Below are 18,610 nucleotides of genomic sequence, written 5' to 3'. Positions count from 1 at the left end.
GGGCAGGCACCGACGAGAGCAACCGAGCCCCGCTCCATACGGAGCGGGGCTCGGTCGGCGAGTTCGGGTGATGCGAACCCGATGGCTCAGAACAGGTCGACCTGAACGACCTTGGTGGCGCCGACGGATTCGCGGATCGCGGTCTGCACCTCGGCGGAGACCTCCTTGCCTACACGCAGCATGACGGTCGCGCCTTCCTTGTCCACATCCTGGGTCAGCTGCGCCGCCAGGATGTCGACCTCGGCCTCACCGAGCTTCATGCCGATCTTGCCCAGTGCGCCCGGCTTGTCCTCGTAGTTGAGCACGGCCAGGTTCAGGCCCTCGGCGCGCATGTCGTAGTTGCGGCCGTTGATATTGACGATCTTCTCCACCTGGGCGGGCTCGGTCAGCGTGCCCGCCACGTTCAGGGTGCGACCGTCGCCGAACACGGCGCGCAGGTCGACGACGCTGCGGTGGCTCGGGCTCTCCGAGGCCTTGGTGACCTCGGCGGTGATGCCACGCTCCTTGGCCAGTGCCGGGGCGTTGACGAAGGTGACCTGGTCCTCGACGTGCGCCGAGAAGATGCCGCGCAGCGCGGACAGTTCCAGCACACCGACCTCGCTGGCGGCCAGCTCGCCGCGCACCTGGATCTCCAGGCTCACCGGCAGCTCGTCGGCGAGGGCACCGAGCAGCGAACCCTGCTTGCGGACGATGTCCAGCCACGGCGAGACCTCGTCGCCGACTACGCCACCGGTGACGTTCACCGCACCCGGCACGAACTCACCGGCCAGGGCCAGCAGCACCGACTTGGCGACATCGGTGCCCGCGCGATCCTGGGCCTCGGAGGTGGAGGCGCCCAGGTGCGGGGTCACCACGACCTGCGGCAGCTCGAACAGCGGGCTGTCGGTGCAGGGCTCGGTCTCGTAGACGTCGAGACCGGCGGCGCGCACATGGCCGGACTTGATGGCGTCGGCCAGCGCCTGCTCGTCGATCAGGCCACCGCGGGCGGCGTTGACGATGATGACGCCCGGCTTGGTCAGCGCGAGCTTCTCCTTGCTCAGCAGACCCTTGGTCTCCGGAGTCTTGGGCAGGTGCACCGAGATGAGGTCGGCGCGGCCGAGCAGCTCCTCCAGCGTCACCAGTTCGATGCCGAGCTGGGCGGCGCGGGCCGGCGACACGTAGGGGTCGTAGGCGATGACGTGGGTCTCGAAGGCAGCCAGGCGCGCGGCGAACAGCTGGCCGATGCGGCCGAGGCCGACGACGCCGACGGTCTTGCCGAAGATCTCGACACCGTTGAACTTGCTGCGCTGCCAGGTGCGCTCACGCAGGGTGGCGTCGGCGGCGGGCACCTGACGGGCCGCGGAAAGCATCAGGGTGACGGCGTGCTCTGCGGCGGTGTGGATGTTGGAGGTCGGCGCGTTGACGACCATGACGCCGCGCTCGGTGGCGGCGGGCACATCGACATTGTCGAGGCCGACGCCGGCGCGGGCGACGATCTTCAGGTTCTTACCGGCTTCCAGCACCTCGGCGTCGACCGTGGTTGCCGAACGAACCAGCAGCGCGTCGGCCTCGGGAACCGCGGCCAGCAGCGCCGGACGGTCGGGACCGTCGACCCAGCGGACCTCGACACCGTCACCGAGTGCGTCGACGGTCGACTGGGCGAGCTTGTCGGCGATCAGAACTACAGGACGGCCTGCTTGGCTCACTGTGGGTTACTCCTGGGGAAGAAAAGGGGGTCGGCAGTTACCGGGGCCAAGCTTAGTTGGCCGGATTTGCGCGCCCCCTACCGCCTGGTAGGCGGCCGTCCTCAGTCGGGTGGGTGGCCGGGTCTGGGCGCTGTTTCGTCCGGAGACGGACCTGCCCCGGTCTCTACGAGGAAGACCGGGGCAGGAGTCTGGTCGCATCCGCGACCGCAGCGTCTGATCAGCCGCCGAACGAGCCCGTCCACAGGGTGTTCACCAGGCCGTGCAGGGCCGCACCCAGGGTGTCGAAAAGACCGTTCGCGGCGGCGCTACCGGTGTCGATGATAACGGGGATCATGAAATACCTCTCGTCGAAATCAAATCCAGTGGAACTGGCTGACACATGACTCATCGAGGCGCGATCTGCATCGGTTACGAGAAATCACCAATTAGTGACACAGGCCACAAATGTCGTGTTCATGTGAGCCAAGTAGCTGCCATGCAGGGCTCCTATCAGCGGAAACAGTCATTTCGCCAGGTCACGGGCCGGTTACGGCGCAACCACGGGGCGCACAGAGGGTTAACCTGAGAATTTACTTAGAGCGCTGGTCATTATTTCGCGGGCAATACGCGGAGATCAGCCGGTCGAATGCGGATACCCGGCATCTCGACCGCAAAAACAATTAGCCGCATTAATATTCCTCGAATTTGGATGCGGGCCGCACCCACCCACCGGACACGGCCCGCTGCTGCTGCCCCCGCCGGGGCCGGGGCGGTCATTGCGGCCGAACGATCGAGCGGACCCGGGTCGACCGCCGGTTCATCACCGCAGCCGACGCCGACACCAGCAGCGCGGTCGCCAACGGCGCAATTGAGCGTCATCGGTGGCCGCGCACTCCACGACCCCTCGGAGGCAACGGGCGAACGAAGGCCCGGGGCGCCTCAGCTCGCACGGCGCTGAAGCACAGCCGCCGCTAGGGTGAGCGACGAATTCGGACCTCTGCCAGGAGCCGCTGTGCCCACCTCCGCGTCCCCGAACCAGCCGCACCGACAGCGACTGCGCAGACGATTGGGTGTCGGCGATGCGGTCATGATCGGTCTCGGCGCGATGATCGGCGCAGGCATCTTCGCCGCGTTGGCACCGGCGGCGAAAGCCGCAGGTAGCGGATTGCTGCTCAGCCTCGCCGCCGCGGCGGTTGTCGCCTATTGCAACGCCACTTCTTCGGCGCGGCTGGCCGCCCGCTATCCCGAATCCGGTGGTACCTATATCTACGGCCGCGAACGGCTCGGCGCGTTCTGGGGTTATCTGGCCGGCTGGAGTTTCGTGGTCGGCAAAACAGCGTCCTGCGCGGCGATGGCGCTGACGGTGGGCGTGTATGTGTGGCCCGGCCATGCGCACGCGGTGGCGGTCGCCGCGGTGGTGGCGTTGACGACGGTGAACTACCTCGGCGTCCAGAAGTCCGCGCTGCTGACCAGAGTGATCGTCGCGAGTGTCCTCGCGGTGCTGGCTGCGGTGGTCATCGCTGCTGCCACGTCCGCCGAGGCGAATCCGCAACGACTCGAACTCGATGCCGACATCACCGTCGTCGGCATCCTCCAGGCTGCGGGGCTGCTGTTCTTCGCCTTCGCCGGCTACGCCCGCATCGCCACCCTCGGCGAGGAGGTGCGCGACCCCGCCCGCACCATTCCCCGCGCCATCCCGCTCGCGCTCGCTATCACCCTCGTCGTATACGCCGCGGTGGCGGTCGCCGTCCTGCTGGTGCTCGGCCCGCAGCGCCTGGCCGAATCCACCGCGCCTTTGTCGGCCGCCGTCCAGGCAGCGGGCATCGACTGGCTGTCGCCCATCGTCCGCGCGGGCGCCGCCGTCGCCGCGCTGGGCTCCCTACTCGCCCTGATCCTCGGCGTTTCCCGCACCACCCTCGCCATGGCCCGCGACCACCACCTTCCGAGCACTCTCGCCGCTGTACACCCGCGCACCGCCGTGCCCCACCATGCCGAAATCGCCGTGGGCGCAGTCGTTGCCGTCGCCGCGGCCACCGCCGACCTCCGCGCCGCCATCGGCTTCTCCGCCTTCGGCGTGTTGCTCTACTACGCCATCGCCAACGCCGCTGCCTTGACCCTGCGTGCGGACGAAGGACGCCCACTGCGCGTCATCCCTGCCCTCGGCCTGATCGGCTGCCTGGTCCTGGCATGCACCTTGCCTGCGGAAGCCGCCCTCGCGGGCGCGGCCGTGACGGCTGTCGGGGCGATCGTGTACTTGCTTCGGCGCAGACCCCTATCGGGCCGCAGCGGCGCACGATCCTGATTGCCTGCTACCGCGACATCCACCTGGACCGTCGTTGGGGCCGACCGACCGCAGGCCGGACGCCGGGTTCAGACGCGAAAATGCCTGGCCGCCGCGCCTGTTGGATGCCTAACATCCCCCATGTCTCTGCGCACTGTTCCCGCATCGATGGACCCGGCAGTCGTCGCGTCCATCGACTCGACGCTGGATCGAATCGAGCGCGAGCATGATTCCCGGGTGCGGCTCGCGATCGAAAGCGGAAGCCGAGCATGGGGATTCCCTTCGCCGGACTCCGATTACGACTGCCGGTTCCTCTACGTCGCGAGTCTCGACACGTACCTGTCGCCGTGGCGCACGCGGGATGTGATCGAGACACCCTTGGTCGGGCTGCTGGATGTCAACGGCTGGGACCTCGGTAAAGCGTTGCGGCTGTTGGTGAAGGGCAACGCCGTGCTGATCGAGTGGCTGCAGTCGCCGATCGTCTATCGCGGCGATCGCGGACCTCACCGAGCTGAAATCGCGGACACGTGAAATGGGTAGCAGCACAGCACCGGAGCCGATCGCTGCCTTCATATCGGCCGAGTTCGATCGCGCTGACGGCGCGTTCCCGAAGACGCCCGGCCGCCGATCTAGCGGGCCCGGCGGATGCGGCGGCGAGGCGAAATCCGCTGCCGCGCCGGTGCCGCACACGCGGTCATCGGCGCCGTCGCCGGGTCGACAGCTCAGCCGTTCGTCCCTGCCGCGGCGGCGTAAGCAGCAGCCAACCGTTCACTGGCCCGCGGTGCCGCCGGATCGGGCCGCGGCGTCCCGAGATGCAGCTCCCGCAGCTCGTCCATGAACTCTTCCCACAGCTGCGGGCCCCCTTCCTCCAGCAGCTGCGCCCGAACCCGCAGACGATGGGTGGTCTCGCGATGACGCAGCCCCCAGGACCCGAGATGCGCCATGATCGGCACCAGCTCGATGGCGGCTTCGGTCAGCCGGTACTCGGCCTTGCGGCCAGGCCCGGCGTCTTCGCGGCTGAGCAATCCGGCCGCCACCAGCCGCTTCAGCCGGTCGGACAGAATATTGGACGCGATACCCTCCTCGGACCCGGCCAGTAGCTCACGAAAGTAGCGACGGTTGCCGAACATCACGTCACGCAGCACCAGCAACGTCCAGCGGTCGCCGATCACCTCGATGGTCGCGTTTATCGGGCAGCCCGAGCGTCCGTCCTCACGCATGCCGTCCTCCTCCGATCCGAAAACTACCGCTTGCAATATACAACCAGTCTAGGTTGGAGTTCCGTGCCATGCTGACCCCATGACCTCCCCCGCCCGCAACCGTCAAGGCGACGCCACCCGGTTGCGCCTGCTCGAGACCGCCGAGCGGCTCTTCGCCGCCCACGGCGTCGACGCGGTATCGGTGCGCGCGGTCAATGCGGCCGCCGGGCTGGGCGCCGCCTCGGTCAACTATCACTTCGGCACCAAAGACGACCTGCTCGCCGCGGTCCTGGTCGAACTCGGCGCATCGGTCCGCGACCGTATACGGGCCAACGCCGACCGGCTGGCCGATTCACCCGACTCGCCGGATGCCGAATCCCTCGTACGAGCGGTGTCCACGCCGTATCTCGAACTGTTGCAACGTCATCGGACTCGCGGGATGCGTTGGGTCAAGATCATCGCCCAGATCGCGCCGCAGGGACATCCCGCACTGGCGGCCACCGATCAACATCTACCGGAGATCCTCTTCGAACAAGTCCGGCGTGCGTTCCCTGCGGCCGACCCGCAGCGACTGGCGGCACGCTGGGCAGTGTCGGTCATGGGGTTCGTGCAGGCATTGAGCCAGGCCGACGAGTGGAGCCGCGAGGGCAGCATGCTCTCGCCCGACGAACTCGTCACCTTCTACGAGGATGTCGTGACGTTCGTGGTGGGCGGTGTCGAACGGCTCCTCGGCTCCTGATAGCCCGTCGGGGCCGCGGGTGTGAAGTTGTTCCACTCAGCGGGAGATTTCTGGATCACTTGATCCAACCCTCTGGTAGACAACAGCGGTGAGCGGCTGTGACGCCACTCACTTCTCTCGTCCCGATCACGTCAGGAGACGACGCCCGTGTGGACCTCCCGATCACTGCGATTCGGCGCATTCCTCGCCCCGTATCACCCGCTCGACGCCGATCCGGCACTACAGCTACGCCGCGATATAGACCTCATGGAGCACCTCGACCACCTGGGATTCGACGAAGCCTGGATGGGTGAGCACCACTCCACCGGCGCCGAGATCGTGCCCGCACCGGACATGTTCATCGCCGCGGCAGCCGAGCGCACCCAGCGCATCCGGTTCGGTACCGGAGTCATGTCGCTGCCGTATCACCACCCGCTGATCACCGCCGACCGGATCACCCAGCTCGATCTGCAGACCCGCGGCAGGCTGATCGTCGGGACCGGTCCCGGCAAGATCCCGCTCGACGCGCACATGATGGGCATCGACCCGTCCGATCAGCGGCAACGGCAGGGCGAGGCGCTGGAGGCGATCCTGGCGCTGCTGCGCGGCGAGGTCGTGAACATGAAGACCGACTGGTTCACCCTGCGTGACGCCCGCGCCCAACTGCCGACCTATGACCCTGCGGGTATCGAAGTGGCGGCAGCGTCCACCATCTCACCCAACGGTTCGGTACTGGCCGGGACTCACGGACTCTCGCTGCTGTCGCTGGCGGCCGGGTCACCTACCGGATTCGACGCACTCGACCGTAACTGGGGTGTCTACGAGAAGGTGTGCGCCGACCATGGACACGTCGCCGACCGCTCCACCTGGCGGCTGGTCAATCCCATGTTCCTGGCGGAGTCGCGCGCGGACGCCGAACGTGCGGTGAGCCGCCGGATCGGCGCCATGGCCGCTTACGTCAACCGGCAGACCGGCGTCCGTCCCGCATGGGCGGATTCACCGCGCGGCATCATCGATCAGTGGCGCAACGACACTCTCGGCGAGTTCGGCCAAGCCATCATCGGCACCCCCGATGAGGCGATTGCGCAGATCGAGCGGCTGATCGAGAAGACCGGCGGCTTCGGCACCCTGTTGCTGCTGCACGTCGATATGGCGAATTGGGAAGACACTCTGCGCAGCTACGAACTGTTCGCCGCCGAGGTAGTCCCGTACTTCAAGCGGCGCAATATCGGCAGAGAGGCGAGTCTGCAGTTCGCCGAGGACAACCGCGACTATCTAATCGGTGGACTGGTCAGCGCCATCACCAAGGCACATACCGATTATTACGGCGAGCAGCAGAAGGGGGCGTGACCATGCGTGCAGCACAGTTCGCCGACGGCGAGTTCCGGGTGACCGAGGTCGCCGATCCCCCCGCGCTCGGTCCGGGTCAGCTGCGTATCGCGGTGGCCGCGTGCGGAATCTGCGGTAGCGACCTGAGCATGTCCAAGGATCCGTGCCGATTCGTCGCCGTCGCCGAGAAGGCCGGCTACCCACTTGCCGTGTTCGATCATCAGCGGCCGGTGGTGCTCGGCCACGAGTATGCGGGCACGGTGGTCGACACCGGTGCGGATGTCACAGATTTCGCCATCGGTGACCGTGTGGCGGGGATCGGTGTCAGCACCGATACCGGCACCGGCGTTCCGACGATCATCGGATACTCCAACGAATATCATGGCGGCTTCGGCGAATTCATCGTCGTCGACGCCTTCTGGGTGCGCCACGTTCCGGATGGGCTGTCACTGGAACACGCCACCCTGGCCGAGCCGCTGCACGTCGGTGAGATGCATGTGCAGCAGTCTGGCCTCACCGACGCCGACTCGGCCCTTGTCATCGGCTGCGGCCCGATCGGTCTCGGCGCGATCCTGGCGGCGAAGGCACACGGCGCCCGGACGGTCATCGCCTCCGAGCCGTCACCGGCCCGCCGTGCGCTCGCCCGCGCCTTGGGCGCCGACGTCGTCGTCGACCCCAACGAGCAGGACCCGCCGTATGGAACGAGATGGCCGCACCCGGCGAGGGGATCCTCATCGCCTACGAATGCAGCGGCCGTGCAGGCATTCTCGACTCGCTACTGCACACCATGCCGTTCGGATCCAGAATCCAGGTCCTCGCGGCAGGCTTCGCGGAGGAAACCATTGTCCCTGTGGTCGGCCAGTTTCGGATGATCGCGATCAACTTCGGCCATGGCAGCTACGACCGCGCCTACGACACAGTGTTGCGGCGGCTGGCCGACGGCGAGATCGATGCCGAAGCGATCATCACCGGCCGCGTCGGCCTCGACGGTGTCGCAGACGCGTTCCAGGCGCTGCGCGATCCCGGCGAGCACATCAAGATCCTCGTCCTGCCGAACGCGTGAATCATTGCCCCGGAAAGGAAGGCCACGATGCCCGTCATCGATCCCAGCCGCACCTGGGAGCCGCTGGAACAACGCCTCGCCGACACCACCGACCGGCGGCACCGCATCGTGCTCGGCGCCGTCATCGAACATATGCGGGCCGAAGCCGCGCCCGACCTGGACGCGTTGATGGCGACACTGTCCGACGAGCCCGACTATCACTTCTGGAACAGCGGCAGCGACCGCGGACCGAAGGGCACCGACGGCGTCCGCCAGTACTACACCGATTTCCTGGCGACGCGCTCCAATGTGCTCGAGTTCGATATCGATCGGCTCGTCGTCGATGACCACTGTCTGGTGACCGAGGGTTTCTTGAAGCAGATCTACCCCGGATCGTATGCCGCTCGCCTCGGCATCCCGGTGGACGACGAATCAGCCGACTACCTCGTCGTCAACCGCCAGCTCATCCTCTGGCCGGTCGACGAGGACGGCCGGATCGTCGGCGAGGATTCCTATCAGTCCGGCCCTGCCGAGGTCACCAAGTTGCGGGCCGATGAGCTGCCGCGGCAGTACGTCGAACTCATGCGCGCCGCGAGCTGAGCCGCGACGTCCAGAAAAGGGGCAAGCCCCGCACCGTACGGTGCGGGGCTTGCGAAAGTCACGCCGTTCAGATAGCGCGGACGTCCTGAGCCTGCGGACCCTTCTGGCCCTGCCCGATCTCGAACTCCACACGCTGGCCCTCTTCGAGGGTCCGGAAACCCGACCCGGAAACTGCCGAGTAATGCACGAAGACGTCAGGGCCGCCTCCGTCTTGCGCGATAAAGCCGAAGCCCTTTTCGCTGTTGAACCACTTCACGCTGCCTTGAGCCATGTTCTGTACTTCATACTTCCTGTAGATGAGCCGAGCAAATGTCAAGCCCGGTCTCGCCTACAACGATGCCATGGTTTCGGCTATTCCTCCACATCCAACCCATGTGACTGTGAGGTAACTATCCCTCAGGGCATTCCACTATGGAGTGTGGACAATTGCCCAGGTTACGGGGGTGTCACAGCGGGGCGGCATCCGTCACGGTGTGCCCACGCGTTACAGAGCCGGCTGACCGGCGTCCCCAGCAAGCGGTCGGCTGCGGCAGGGTGGTTGCGCCAACTTTCGGTCGCTGCGGACCAGAGCTTACGCACAGCACGTCGATCAGAGTCGAGCCCGGGGCTGATTTGCCGAGGTACGCCACCAGGATTTCACCCCGATGGCACCTCGGCCGCCGCACCGGCGACGACAATGGGCGCACAACGCGGAAACAGACTCGTCGCGACGGCAGAACCACCGCCGAACACGATGCCCTCGAGAACGTGCATCGGCAACAACACCCGCTGCACCGCCACCGACCCCGCTCGCGGGAGATCTCGGAGGCGCGCCGATTACCGCGCGCCAACCACCTCGATGGCCCACCGCCTGGCGCGCCGGGCTCGACCTCCACCCGGCTCACGCGCTCGTTTGTCCAGCCCGACTCCGCACATCGTTCGCCGGACCGACCCAGCGCTACGTCACGCGAGCCCGAATGATTTGCGGACTCAGTCGGCCCCGACAGCACCCGCCGCGTGGATTCCCCAGTACGCGCCGATCGGCTCGCCCATCCGACGATTCGTCCACGCGTGCCTGGTTGCCGAACGCACGGGCACTGATCTTGTGAAGGCCCCCAGCCCGGTATGCGTCACCGCCGCTCGCCGGGCATCGCGGCGCAACGGCACGAAAGGCAGCGTGAGTGGATGACGGGCCCGGCAGGAACGCCGCGAGGACAACGAGCATCAGGCTCGCCGCCACGCCTCCCGGCGCAGGAGGCGAACCGACTGGCCCAGTCCGCCCCCGCGTCGCTACATCGGCACCACCCAAGCTTCGCCCCATCAGGCACAGCCGTGCGCCGAAGGCGTCTCACTCGACACTCTCACCACCTGACATGAGCCTGCAACGCACCGGCGGTCGCGGCCGACAATCGCACGCTGGGTATTCGAACCGAGTTGTACCGCACGGATTTTCGGGCGTTTGTCCAGTGTGAAGATGTGGAGATCAGATGGGGTTTTCGCTGTTGCTGGGGCGTAGCTTGGGATAGAATTCGAACATGGGTTCGAGTGGGGGAATCGGAGAAGGCGCAGCGGCCCGGCTGCATGCCGCCATCGCCGACCTGCTCGACGAACCGTTGACCCCGCTGACCGACGACGGCGTCATCGACCTGATGCGAGACGTGGAACGCTGCACCCGAATGCTGACCATGGTGCGCCACCGCCTGCTCGTCGAAGCCGGTGAACGATCCCTGCCCGCCCGGCACGGATCGAAATCATTGAAGCGGTTCCTGATGGAAACCCTCAACCTCGCCGGCGCGGACGCAGGCGCGCGGGTGCATCAAGCCCACACCGTCGCAACGTTCCACGACATGGCCGGAGAACCCGTCGACCCGCTACTGCCCCACACCGCACAAGCATTGACGGCCGGGGACATCTCCGCCGACCATGCCCGCGGTATCGCCACCGTGATGAACCGCGTCCCCCGCGGCGCTTCGGCCGATGACCGCGCGGCGGCCGAGGATGTCCTGACCGAGTTCGCCCGCTCCGGTTCACCGGACGATATCGGCAAGGTCGGCGACAAAATCCTGGCCTACCTCGACCCCGACGGCCACCTCACCACCGACCACGACCGCGCCCGCATGCGCGGCATCACCATCGGCCGCCAACGCCCCGACGGCATGAGCCCCATCCGCGGAGACATCGACCCGGTGCTGCGCGCACTCTTGGATCCGCTGCTGGCCAAATACGCCCGCCCCGGCATGTGCAACCCTGACGACCCAGCCAGCCCCACCATCAGTGCTACCGGTCTGGCGTCAGACACCGCGAACCCGGCGACCGGCCTCGCCACAGGCACTCCGACCGATCTATCAAACTGTCGCGCGGCGGCTGGGCCCGCCAGTCCGTTCGCCGGAAACTCAACGCCCGCCGCGGCGATCGGGTCGAGCACGGCGATCAACTCCACGGGCCCCGCGACCGGGCTCCGCTTTCCAGCGTTCAACGCCGCCGACTCGGGTAGCGGCGCCGACAGCCCGGCGGTCGGAGCTCATCGAGGGCCCGATACCGCTGCGGCGACCTGGCCCGAGCACCCCGCGGCCGGTCCGGCCGCGATAGACCCGGCGGTGATAGCCGAGGCCGCCGCCCGCGACCACCGCTCACCCGCACAACGCAACCACGACGCGCTCAAGGCCCTACTTGAATCCGGTGTCATCGCCGACCAACTCGGCACCCACCGCGGAGTACCAGTAGCGACGATCCTCACCATGAGCATCGACGACGTCGAACACGGTGCCGGAGTAGCGACAACCGCCACCGGCGGCACCGTCCCACTCCGCGACGCCCTGGCCATGGCTGAACGGTCACAACCATGGCTGGCGGTCTTCGACCATGCTGGACTCCCACTACACCTCGGCCGAACCAAACGCCTCGCCTCGCGGGATCAGCGGTTGGCGTTGATCGCCGCGCTGAAGGGCTGCTCGCGGCCGGGCTGCAATGCTCCGGCGAGCCTGTGCGCGGTCCACCACGTCCTCGACTACCGCAAGAACGGCAGCACCGACATCGAGAATCTCACCCTGGCCTGCGATGCGTGCCACGCGCTGATCCACGACGGGCCCGGCGGCTGGAAAACCCGTATCGAAGGCCCCCGCTCCCCGTATGCCGGGCGCACGGCGTGGATTGCCCCACCTCATATCGACCCGCAGCAGAAACCGCGCATCAATCATCGGCATCACGCCAACGAACTACTCGCCCAAGCACTCTCGCGCATCCACCTGCGCAACGAACACGCCCGCGAACAACACCGAGGATGGCGACGCGAAGCAAGGCATGGTTTACCGCAGCATGAACTTTCGGTAGCGGGCATGCCGGCCGGTGTGTCGCGGTCTGGACACTACGAAGCGCTTCAACGGCACACGTACTCGGCTCATTGCGAATACCCCGCTAGGCCAATATGACTCTAGCAACGAAATTTTCGCGGCTTCGGAACGAACGCGGCGAGCAACGCTGCGCTCCCTGACACGGATAGCTGTGGCTCAGCGGAGAATTGGCCAACGATGCGAGTTCCTGCTGCGGTAGCTGCACTATTGACGGGACTCCAAAAGAAAGGCCGGATGGCAGCAGACCTGACCACTACATCGAACCGGGGCCGTAACATGGGCAGCATTGGGCGGAGACAGCTGGCCTGTGGAACCGATCACACACGGCGATCTTGACGATACCGCTATCCATCCCCGACATGCTGGTGGAAGGTGACTGCCACATCCACAGGGGGCTTCACCGTAGTCGGGAACTGGTTCTCCAGCCAGGCCTTTACCTGATGCACATCGCCGTGGCCGTTCTGGCGCAAGGCGTCAACTACATCTCTCCCACAGATCATCGCAATCGGATGGCCATCGTCACGCACTTCCTTGTAGACCTGAGCGCCGAAGTACGACAGCGTGACGAAGACCCCGAATTGGCGGTGACGTATCCGCGATATCAAACGGCTCATCTCCTTGACGCCTACGCCATTTTCCTCTTGATAGCACTTCGCCTCGAGTCCAAATACGACCGAAACCCGGTCTGCGGTCGGCCCGAGAAGATATTGGCCGATCGCGTCACGACCACCGTCGCGAGATGGCGGTGTCACCGTACACTCACCCGTAGCCGGCGCAATGAACCGCCAGATCGCAACGGCACATTCCTCGAAAGCCGTTTCCCGATAGGCGAAGTGCTGTCGAATCGTCCGTAAGATCTCCTTGCCGACAATGTCCTGAGGAAGTTGATCTGACTTCGAACGAATAGTCAGAGTCGGAGGCGCGACCAACGGTCGATATACCCGACCCTCAACCCATTCACGCCATGGCTCCGGGCATCCGTCACATGTGGTGGGAGCACCTGCGAGCACTCCGGTCAGCCACTCGCGGGGCACGATTCCGACGTCGAGCACCGTGAAGATTGCCCTATAGTTCTGGAACCTCAACCCTGATGTGTTGCGCCAAACAGCCGAAAGGTCGCCATCCGAGGTTACCGTTGCGGCTCCAGGCACCAGCAGCCCACGGAACCGAACCGAGCGGCCCGGCGCTGCCTTCTCAAAGTAAAGGAATGGCGGCACCGTCAGCCGGTCTTGTGGCGTGCCGTGGGCTGCCTCGAACACATCACGCAGCAACAGATTTCCGCCACGGGCCGTGTCATGCAGAGCGGATCCAGGCTTTCGATTGTCACCGAAGTAGGTGAAGATCCCGGTCTCCGGATCAAGGTGATCCGGCCAGTTGGGCTCCGCCCCGCTGGTATAGAGCACCGCCAACTGAACTGCCTTCTGCTTGACCGATCCCTTGCAACGAAAGCCACCCTGGTTGCCGACAGGCAACAACCGTGCCAGCGCATCGTCTCCACTCGTCCCCTGTGTGCCGCCCATGTAGCGCCGCTCTACCTGCAGATCGACCCCGTGTAGATCACGGAAAGCCACGTCCGCATCAATACCCACCATGAACATCGATCGTAATCTGACAACCCATATTTCGTCGGATGCAAGCGCCCTCGATAGCCGGTTGCTGTCTCGATCCAGGCACACGTACCGGGATCGGCAAGTCAACCAACCAAACTTGGTGCGTCACAGCCAGTCCTGTCGCCCAGTATCCGGGCGTCACTCTGTCGAGCCGGTACGGTCGATCACGTGACCGAGAGCCTTCAGCTGTTTCCGCCGGATCCGCGCCCCATTGAGCAACCCAGCGAAGCCGATGTCGGCTTGCAGTACGTGTGGGACTGGTTCAAAGCCCAAAGGGCAATGGAAGCCCGGTTCGGAATCGCGCTTCGGCAATCCATCGACGAAGTCTTGGATGGGCAGCGGACGGGCCGCTACGACATCAACACTCTCGAGAAGACGGAAAAGACATATCTGGGAACCAAAGTTGAAATTGTCGTGAGAGCTGAATTCGAGCTTGAACGCGGCGCAAGCAAGGAGATGGATTACAAGATCGACGGTTATGCCGTCGACTCCAAGTTCTCACTCAAGGGGCAGTGGACCATTCCACGAGAGGCAATCGGTCATATATGTCTGGTAATGGCGGCAGACGACCACAAGGGAACATTTGACGTCGGACTGGTCCGAATCAATCCAACGATCCTGAACAGTGGGCGGAATCAAGACGGGAAAGCCACCATCAGCCGTGATGGCCGAGAGAATATAAAATGGCTCTGCCAGAAGGCAGAGTTGCCACGCAATCTGCTATTAGCTCTACACGGGCAAAATAGCTTCAACGTCGATGCGATAATGGCCAAGAAATCCGGGCAGCAGCGGATCAACGAGCTGATGCGCAGGGTGCAGGGCACCATAATCGACCGGAATACTGCCGTCACGGTCGCCAGGCAACACGATGGAATGAAACGGTGCCGCGATGCCCGGAACCACCTAAGGGGCGACGGCATTGTGTTGTTAGGGCATCAGAACGAGGGCCCAAAGATTGCCAGCCAGTTGGGTCTCCCCAGGATCGAGAAAGGGACATATATCGCGGTTCGGCTCGCAGAGGTTGCAGCCCCGACACAGGAGCGCCCGGCCGCGTTGATTGAGGGCCGCTACTACGCGATCGCGAAGCCCGATGACCCCCACCAGCCAGCACCTACGATCAGAATGTAGCGACATTTCTCGACCAGGACTGCATGAGCCACACACCGCGACCCAGTCGCCACTTCGCCAATCCCCGATCTTGAACACCGTGCTCGAAGGGCCCCCCGGCAGCTGGTAGCGACCGCTTCACACGGGCCTTGATCATTCGGAGCGTCGGTCGCGCCGCCGCCTCCGCGATGCAATATTATCGCTCACATGTTCGGATGCACCCTCCAGAACTGCGACCACTGCAGCGACCGCCGCGGAGGGCTCCACATGCTCCCAGACCCGGACAACTCGCCAGCCTGCCTCCGCCAGAGCAGCGTCGGCAGCTCGGTCACGCTCGACGTTTCGCCTAAGTTTTGGGGTCCAGTACCACTCGTTCCGGGTCGGCTGCCGACCATGTTCGGGACATACATGCCAGAAGCAGCCATCGACGAACACTGCGACCTTCCGCGCAGTAAAGACGACGTCTGGCCGGACCTTGACGCCGCATGCCTCGAAACGGAGGTCCTTGCGATAGCGGTATCCCATCCGGTGGAGAGCCTGGCGGAGGGCTACTTCCGGCTTCGTATCCGTTCGGCGGTTTGCACGCATATTCCGCGAACGACCATCGCTCAGCGGCGCAGGGTAGGTGCCGCGCCCATGCGCGCTCTTGCGAGCGGCTCCCGATCCCGTCACCACCGCTCCCGTACAGGGTTGTTGCAGGTATCGAACCTAGAGGACGATACTGCGCCGGATATCGCCCACTCCCACCAGCCAACTCCTCGAAAGGCCAACGAATGACGGAACTCAGCATAATCGAGATCTGCGCCGGCGCGGGTGGGCAGGCGCTCGGCCTGGAGCGCGCTGGCTTCGAGCACAAACTAGCTGTCGAGCTCGACTCCACCGCGGCCGCAACGATTCGTCTCAACAGGCCGGGATGGAAGGTCGAGGTGGGAGACGTTGCTGATCTCAGCGTGTTCAATCCAGCAGCCTTCGCGCCCGACACCGAAGGTCTCGGTGGCCGTCCGATCGACCTCTTTGCAGGCGGTGTCCCCTGCCCCCCTTTCTCCATTGCAGGGAAACAGCTCGGCGCCAATGACGAGAGAGACCTGTTCGCTTGGGCAGTCGAGCAGGTGGCTGTTATAAAACCCCGGGCGCTGCTGCTGGAGAATGTCCGCGGACTGAGCATGCCCCGATTCGCAGGATACCGCCAGCACGTGCTCGATCGGCTTCGGGAGTTCGGCTACTCGGCTGAATGGCGCCTAATCCAGGCATCAGATTTCGGGGTGCCACAATTACGCCCGAGGTTTGTGCTTGTTGCCATGCGGACAGAAGATTTCAGCTATTTTCACTGGCCGGAGCCGACCAACGAAGTAAGGACGGTCGGCGAAACGCTACTCGATCTGATGGAGGAGCACGGGTGGGACGGGGCAGCGGCTTGGGCGAAGCGCGCAGACAAGATCGCCCCAACCATAGTCGGCGGCTCGAAGAAACATGGGGGCGCCGACCTCGGGCCGACACGGGCAAAGCGTGCATGGGCTGAACTCGGCGTCGACGCATACGGTGTACATGACACAGCTCCCCCGTATGACAAGCGGCCGATGACTGTTTACGGACCAAAACTGACCGTCGAGATGGTCGCCCGGTTGCAGGGCTGGGAGTATGTAAGGGACACCGATGTGGATAGCGGCACCGAACGTTTAGATCACGAGTTCGCCTGGCGATTCACCGGCGGAAAGACAGCACAGTACCGGCAGATCGGAAATGCTTTCCCGCCCCCTGTTGCCAAAGCCATCGGCTGTGCTATCGCGGCCGCACTCCGCCATGAGGCACCCCGACGCGAACGGGACATCGAGAGTGCCACCGACCCGATCTATATCGCGCTTCGGGAAAGCGGCTCTTTCATGTCATCCAGCCAGATCGCGAAGAAGTCCGGATTGGAACTGGATGACCCTGAGATCGATCGCAGAATCAGCTTGCTGAGCCGTGACTTCGAGATCATCAAGGAAGAACACAGTTCGGGGCTCAGCTATAAACTCGGTGCGTTTCGTGCGTTCACCGGCCAAGACGACCATGCCCGCCACGAGTACTACCGAAAGAACCTTTCGCGCGTTAGTTGAGTGTCCATGCATCGCAGCGGGGAGCCAGCCGCACGCTCCCCCTGACGGTTACGAAGGCAGCAGGCGCGTGACGACTTCCGCCAACTGCACCACGTTCCTGCACTCGTGCATCGTGATGTGCTCGGCATACACCTGCGCCGCGGAGTCGCCCGTGGACCAGGAGCGGGCGGGTTCGGGATTGAGCCAGTAGGCATGTTTCGCCTTGTCGAGCATGAGGTGTAGAGCGTCGAGGTTGGGGTCGGTGCGGTTGGTTCGGGCGTCGCCGAGGATGAGGAGGGAGGTGCGGGGGCCGAGGGCGTCCAGGTGGTTGGTTACGAAACCCGCGAACGCTTCGCCGTAGTCGCTGCTGCCGAAGCGGGTGACGCCGGATTCTCGGATGATGCGGGCGGTCAGTTCTGGGGTGGGTGGTGCTCCGGGGGTGAACCAGGGGGTGATTTCGGCGCAGGTGTCGATGAAGCCGAAGCTGCGGACGCGGCTGAATTGGTCTTGGAGGGCTTGGACGAGGTGGAGGGTGAATTCGGCGAAGCCTGTGACGGAGCCGGAGAGGTCGGCGATGACGACCAGGTCGGGGCGGCCGTGTTTGCGGGCGCGCAGGACCGGGGTGATGGGGACGCCGCCGGTGGACATGGAGGTGCGCAGGGTGCGGCGCAGGTCGATCTGGCCGCGGACGGATGTGCGGCGGCGGGCGGCCAGGCGGGTGGCGAGTTTGCGGGCAAGGGGGTGGACGAGGCGGCGCATTTCGGCGAGGTCTTGTTCGCGGGCGCCGAGGAAATCTATACGGTCGGTGCTGGATTCGACGCCGCGGCGGGCGATGTAGTCGGTGCCGCGCAGTTCGGCGGAGCGGATGCGGGCCTCGGTTTGCAGGGCGGTGCGGAACGCGCGCAGGCGGCGGTCGGCTTCGATGGTGTGCACGGCGGTATCGAATTCGCCGGTGGGGGCACCCATTCGGGAGACGATGCGTTCGGCGAGGTCGTCGGGTTGTAAAGCCTTCAGCGTCAGATACGAGGACCAGCCCGCGCCGGAAGCGGTGGTGACGACTCCGGACGCGCCCGCGCCCTGTCCCCCGCTTCCGTAGCCGCCCAGTTCGGTGAGGGCGCGTCGCGCGAGTTCGGTTGTCGCGTCCGGGTTGTCGGCGGCGAGGGTGGTGACGAGGTCGTCGCGCAGCGAGTCGATGGCGTCGGTATTCGGTTCGCGCACTTCGCCGAACCCGCCGCGGCCGAGGAAGTAGAGGTCGAAGAGCTGGTCGAACACCGAGCGTTGACCGTTGCGGCGCAGCAAAGTTGCGGCCAGGCCGGAGCGGAGGCGGTCGGGGTTGTCGGTGCCGAGGGCGACGATGGCTGCGGCGGCGTCGATGGTTTCGCTGGGGCCCGCGTTGATGCCGTGTTCACGGAGCAGAGTGACGAAGTCGACCAGGCGGTCGGTCATGGATTCGGTACGCGAGCTGATCACCCGCCCACCGGGTAGCGACGAGATTGTCATCAGCCACCGCTCCCACGCCGCACTGCCCGCCTCCGCGTTCCTCTGCCGAGCGCGACGGCGGAAACCACCGCCGCGCCAACAGGCGAAGCCCAGTGATCGCACCGAACCGAAATCCCCGCGCGCTCCTGGGACCATCCAGAGGCAACCGAACCACCT

At 65.2% G+C, this 18,610-nt stretch carries 16 protein-coding genes; 10 read left to right on the top strand and 6 right to left on the bottom strand.

Features of this window, described 5'->3' with window-relative positions:
• Nucleotides 1-86: 86 nt before the first annotated feature.
• A complete protein-coding gene (gene serA, locus ACFXNW_RS11930) occupies nt 87-1,685 on the bottom strand; it encodes a phosphoglycerate dehydrogenase (protein ID WP_379417653.1) in 1,599 nt (532 codons plus the stop codon).
• Nucleotides 1,686-2,718: 1,033 nt separating this feature from the next.
• On the opposite strand from serA, the gene ACFXNW_RS11925 reads away from it, so the two are divergent.
• Together ACFXNW_RS11925 and ACFXNW_RS11920 are read left to right on the top strand one after the other, a co-directional pair.
• A complete protein-coding gene (locus ACFXNW_RS11925) occupies nt 2,719-3,966 on the top strand; it encodes an APC family permease (RefSeq protein ID WP_379418113.1) in 1,248 nt (415 codons plus the stop codon).
• A 216-nt stretch (nt 3,967-4,182) separates the two neighbouring features.
• Entirely contained in the window at nt 4,183-4,476 is a 294-nt protein-coding gene (locus ACFXNW_RS11920) for a DNA polymerase beta superfamily protein (RefSeq protein ID WP_379417652.1), read from the top strand.
• 191 nt (nt 4,477-4,667) lie between these two features.
• On the opposite strand, the gene ACFXNW_RS11915 is transcribed toward ACFXNW_RS11920, so the two are convergent.
• Entirely contained in the window at nt 4,668-5,165 is a 498-nt protein-coding gene (locus tag ACFXNW_RS11915) for a winged helix-turn-helix transcriptional regulator (protein ID WP_379417651.1), read from the bottom strand.
• Between the two features lie 79 nt (nt 5,166-5,244).
• Here ACFXNW_RS11915 and ACFXNW_RS11910 point away from each other — a divergent pair, with 79 nt between their 5' ends.
• The 5 genes from ACFXNW_RS11910 to ACFXNW_RS11890 all read left to right on the top strand — a co-directional run bounded on the left by ACFXNW_RS11910 (nt 5,245) and on the right by ACFXNW_RS11890 (nt 8,833).
• Nucleotides 5,245-5,883, top strand: coding sequence for a TetR/AcrR family transcriptional regulator (locus ACFXNW_RS11910; protein WP_379417650.1), 639 nt, complete (start codon nt 5,245-5,247; stop codon nt 5,881-5,883).
• A gap of 147 nt (nt 5,884-6,030) precedes the next feature.
• Nucleotides 6,031-7,212, top strand: coding sequence for an LLM class flavin-dependent oxidoreductase (locus ACFXNW_RS11905; RefSeq protein ID WP_379417649.1), 1,182 nt, complete (start codon nt 6,031-6,033; stop codon nt 7,210-7,212).
• 2 nt (nt 7,213-7,214) lie between these two features.
• Nucleotides 7,215-8,063, top strand: a complete 849-nt coding sequence (locus ACFXNW_RS11900; protein ID WP_379417648.1) for an alcohol dehydrogenase catalytic domain-containing protein — start codon at nt 7,215-7,217, stop codon at nt 8,061-8,063.
• A complete protein-coding gene (locus ACFXNW_RS11895; protein ID WP_379417647.1) occupies nt 8,042-8,254 on the top strand; it encodes a hypothetical protein in 213 nt (70 codons plus the stop codon). The genes ACFXNW_RS11900 and ACFXNW_RS11895 overlap by 22 nt, the downstream gene beginning before the upstream one ends.
• 27 nt (nt 8,255-8,281) lie before the next feature.
• Nucleotides 8,282-8,833, top strand: coding sequence for a nuclear transport factor 2 family protein (locus ACFXNW_RS11890; RefSeq protein WP_379417646.1), 552 nt, complete (start codon nt 8,282-8,284; stop codon nt 8,831-8,833).
• 67 nt (nt 8,834-8,900) lie between these two features.
• Here ACFXNW_RS11890 and ACFXNW_RS11885 read toward each other — a convergent pair whose 3' ends face one another.
• Nucleotides 8,901-9,104 carry a cold-shock protein gene (locus ACFXNW_RS11885; protein WP_030521844.1) on the bottom strand — a complete coding sequence of 68 codons (204 nt, stop codon included), beginning with the start codon at nt 9,102-9,104 and terminating at the stop codon, nt 8,901-8,903.
• 1,243 nt (nt 9,105-10,347) lie between these two features.
• On the opposite strand from ACFXNW_RS11885, the gene ACFXNW_RS11880 reads away from it, so the two are divergent.
• A complete protein-coding gene (locus ACFXNW_RS11880) occupies nt 10,348-12,240 on the top strand; it encodes a DUF222 domain-containing protein (RefSeq protein ID WP_379417645.1) in 1,893 nt (630 codons plus the stop codon).
• A 266-nt stretch (nt 12,241-12,506) separates the two neighbouring features.
• Here the strand turns inward: ACFXNW_RS11880 and ACFXNW_RS11875 are convergent, their stop codons facing one another.
• Nucleotides 12,507-13,760, bottom strand: coding sequence for a restriction endonuclease (locus tag ACFXNW_RS11875; RefSeq protein WP_379417644.1), 1,254 nt, complete (start codon nt 13,758-13,760; stop codon nt 12,507-12,509).
• A 180-nt stretch (nt 13,761-13,940) separates the two neighbouring features.
• Here ACFXNW_RS11875 and ACFXNW_RS11870 point away from each other — a divergent pair, with 180 nt between their 5' ends.
• Nucleotides 13,941-14,900, top strand: a complete 960-nt coding sequence (locus ACFXNW_RS11870; RefSeq protein WP_379417643.1) for a NaeI family type II restriction endonuclease — start codon at nt 13,941-13,943, stop codon at nt 14,898-14,900.
• A 132-nt stretch (nt 14,901-15,032) separates the two neighbouring features.
• Here ACFXNW_RS11870 and ACFXNW_RS11865 read toward each other — a convergent pair whose 3' ends face one another.
• Nucleotides 15,033-15,491, bottom strand: coding sequence for a very short patch repair endonuclease (locus ACFXNW_RS11865; RefSeq protein WP_379418112.1), 459 nt, complete (start codon nt 15,489-15,491; stop codon nt 15,033-15,035).
• 161 nt (nt 15,492-15,652) lie between these two features.
• Between ACFXNW_RS11865 and ACFXNW_RS11860 the strand changes: the two genes are divergently transcribed.
• Entirely contained in the window at nt 15,653-16,975 is a 1,323-nt protein-coding gene (locus ACFXNW_RS11860) for a DNA cytosine methyltransferase (RefSeq protein ID WP_379417642.1), read from the top strand.
• Between the two features lie 48 nt (nt 16,976-17,023).
• On the opposite strand, the gene ACFXNW_RS11855 is transcribed toward ACFXNW_RS11860, so the two are convergent.
• A complete protein-coding gene (locus ACFXNW_RS11855; protein WP_379417641.1) occupies nt 17,024-18,454 on the bottom strand; it encodes a VWA domain-containing protein in 1,431 nt (476 codons plus the stop codon).
• Nucleotides 18,455-18,610 lie beyond the last annotated feature (156 nt).

Origin of the sequence: Nocardia sp. NPDC059180, assembly GCF_042754945.1 — a bacterium.
GTDB lineage: Bacteria > Actinomycetota > Actinomycetes > Mycobacteriales > Mycobacteriaceae > Nocardia.
This window is presented reverse-complemented; position numbering and strand designations above follow the sequence as displayed.

What these genes read in the sequence shown, in the direction of transcription:
- ACFXNW_RS11910 (WP_379417650.1), top strand. Translation starts at nt 5,245, where the DNA reads ATGACCTCCCCCGCCCGCAACCGTCAAGGCGACGCCACCCGGTTGCGC.
- ACFXNW_RS11915 (WP_379417651.1), bottom strand. Translation starts at nt 5,165, where the DNA reads ATGCGTGAGGACGGACGCTCGGGCTGCCCGATAAACGCGACCATCGAG.
- ACFXNW_RS11875 (WP_379417644.1), bottom strand. Translation starts at nt 13,760, where the DNA reads ATGTTCATGGTGGGTATTGATGCGGACGTGGCTTTCCGTGATCTACAC.
- ACFXNW_RS11885 (WP_030521844.1), bottom strand. Translation starts at nt 9,104, where the DNA reads ATGGCTCAAGGCAGCGTGAAGTGGTTCAACAGCGAAAAGGGCTTCGGC.
- ACFXNW_RS11860 (WP_379417642.1), top strand. Translation starts at nt 15,653, where the DNA reads ATGACGGAACTCAGCATAATCGAGATCTGCGCCGGCGCGGGTGGGCAG.
- ACFXNW_RS11880 (WP_379417645.1), top strand. Translation starts at nt 10,348, where the DNA reads ATGGGTTCGAGTGGGGGAATCGGAGAAGGCGCAGCGGCCCGGCTGCAT.
- ACFXNW_RS11900 (WP_379417648.1), top strand. Translation starts at nt 7,215, where the DNA reads ATGCGTGCAGCACAGTTCGCCGACGGCGAGTTCCGGGTGACCGAGGTC.
- ACFXNW_RS11855 (WP_379417641.1), bottom strand. Translation starts at nt 18,454, where the DNA reads ATGACAATCTCGTCGCTACCCGGTGGGCGGGTGATCAGCTCGCGTACC.
- ACFXNW_RS11890 (WP_379417646.1), top strand. Translation starts at nt 8,282, where the DNA reads ATGCCCGTCATCGATCCCAGCCGCACCTGGGAGCCGCTGGAACAACGC.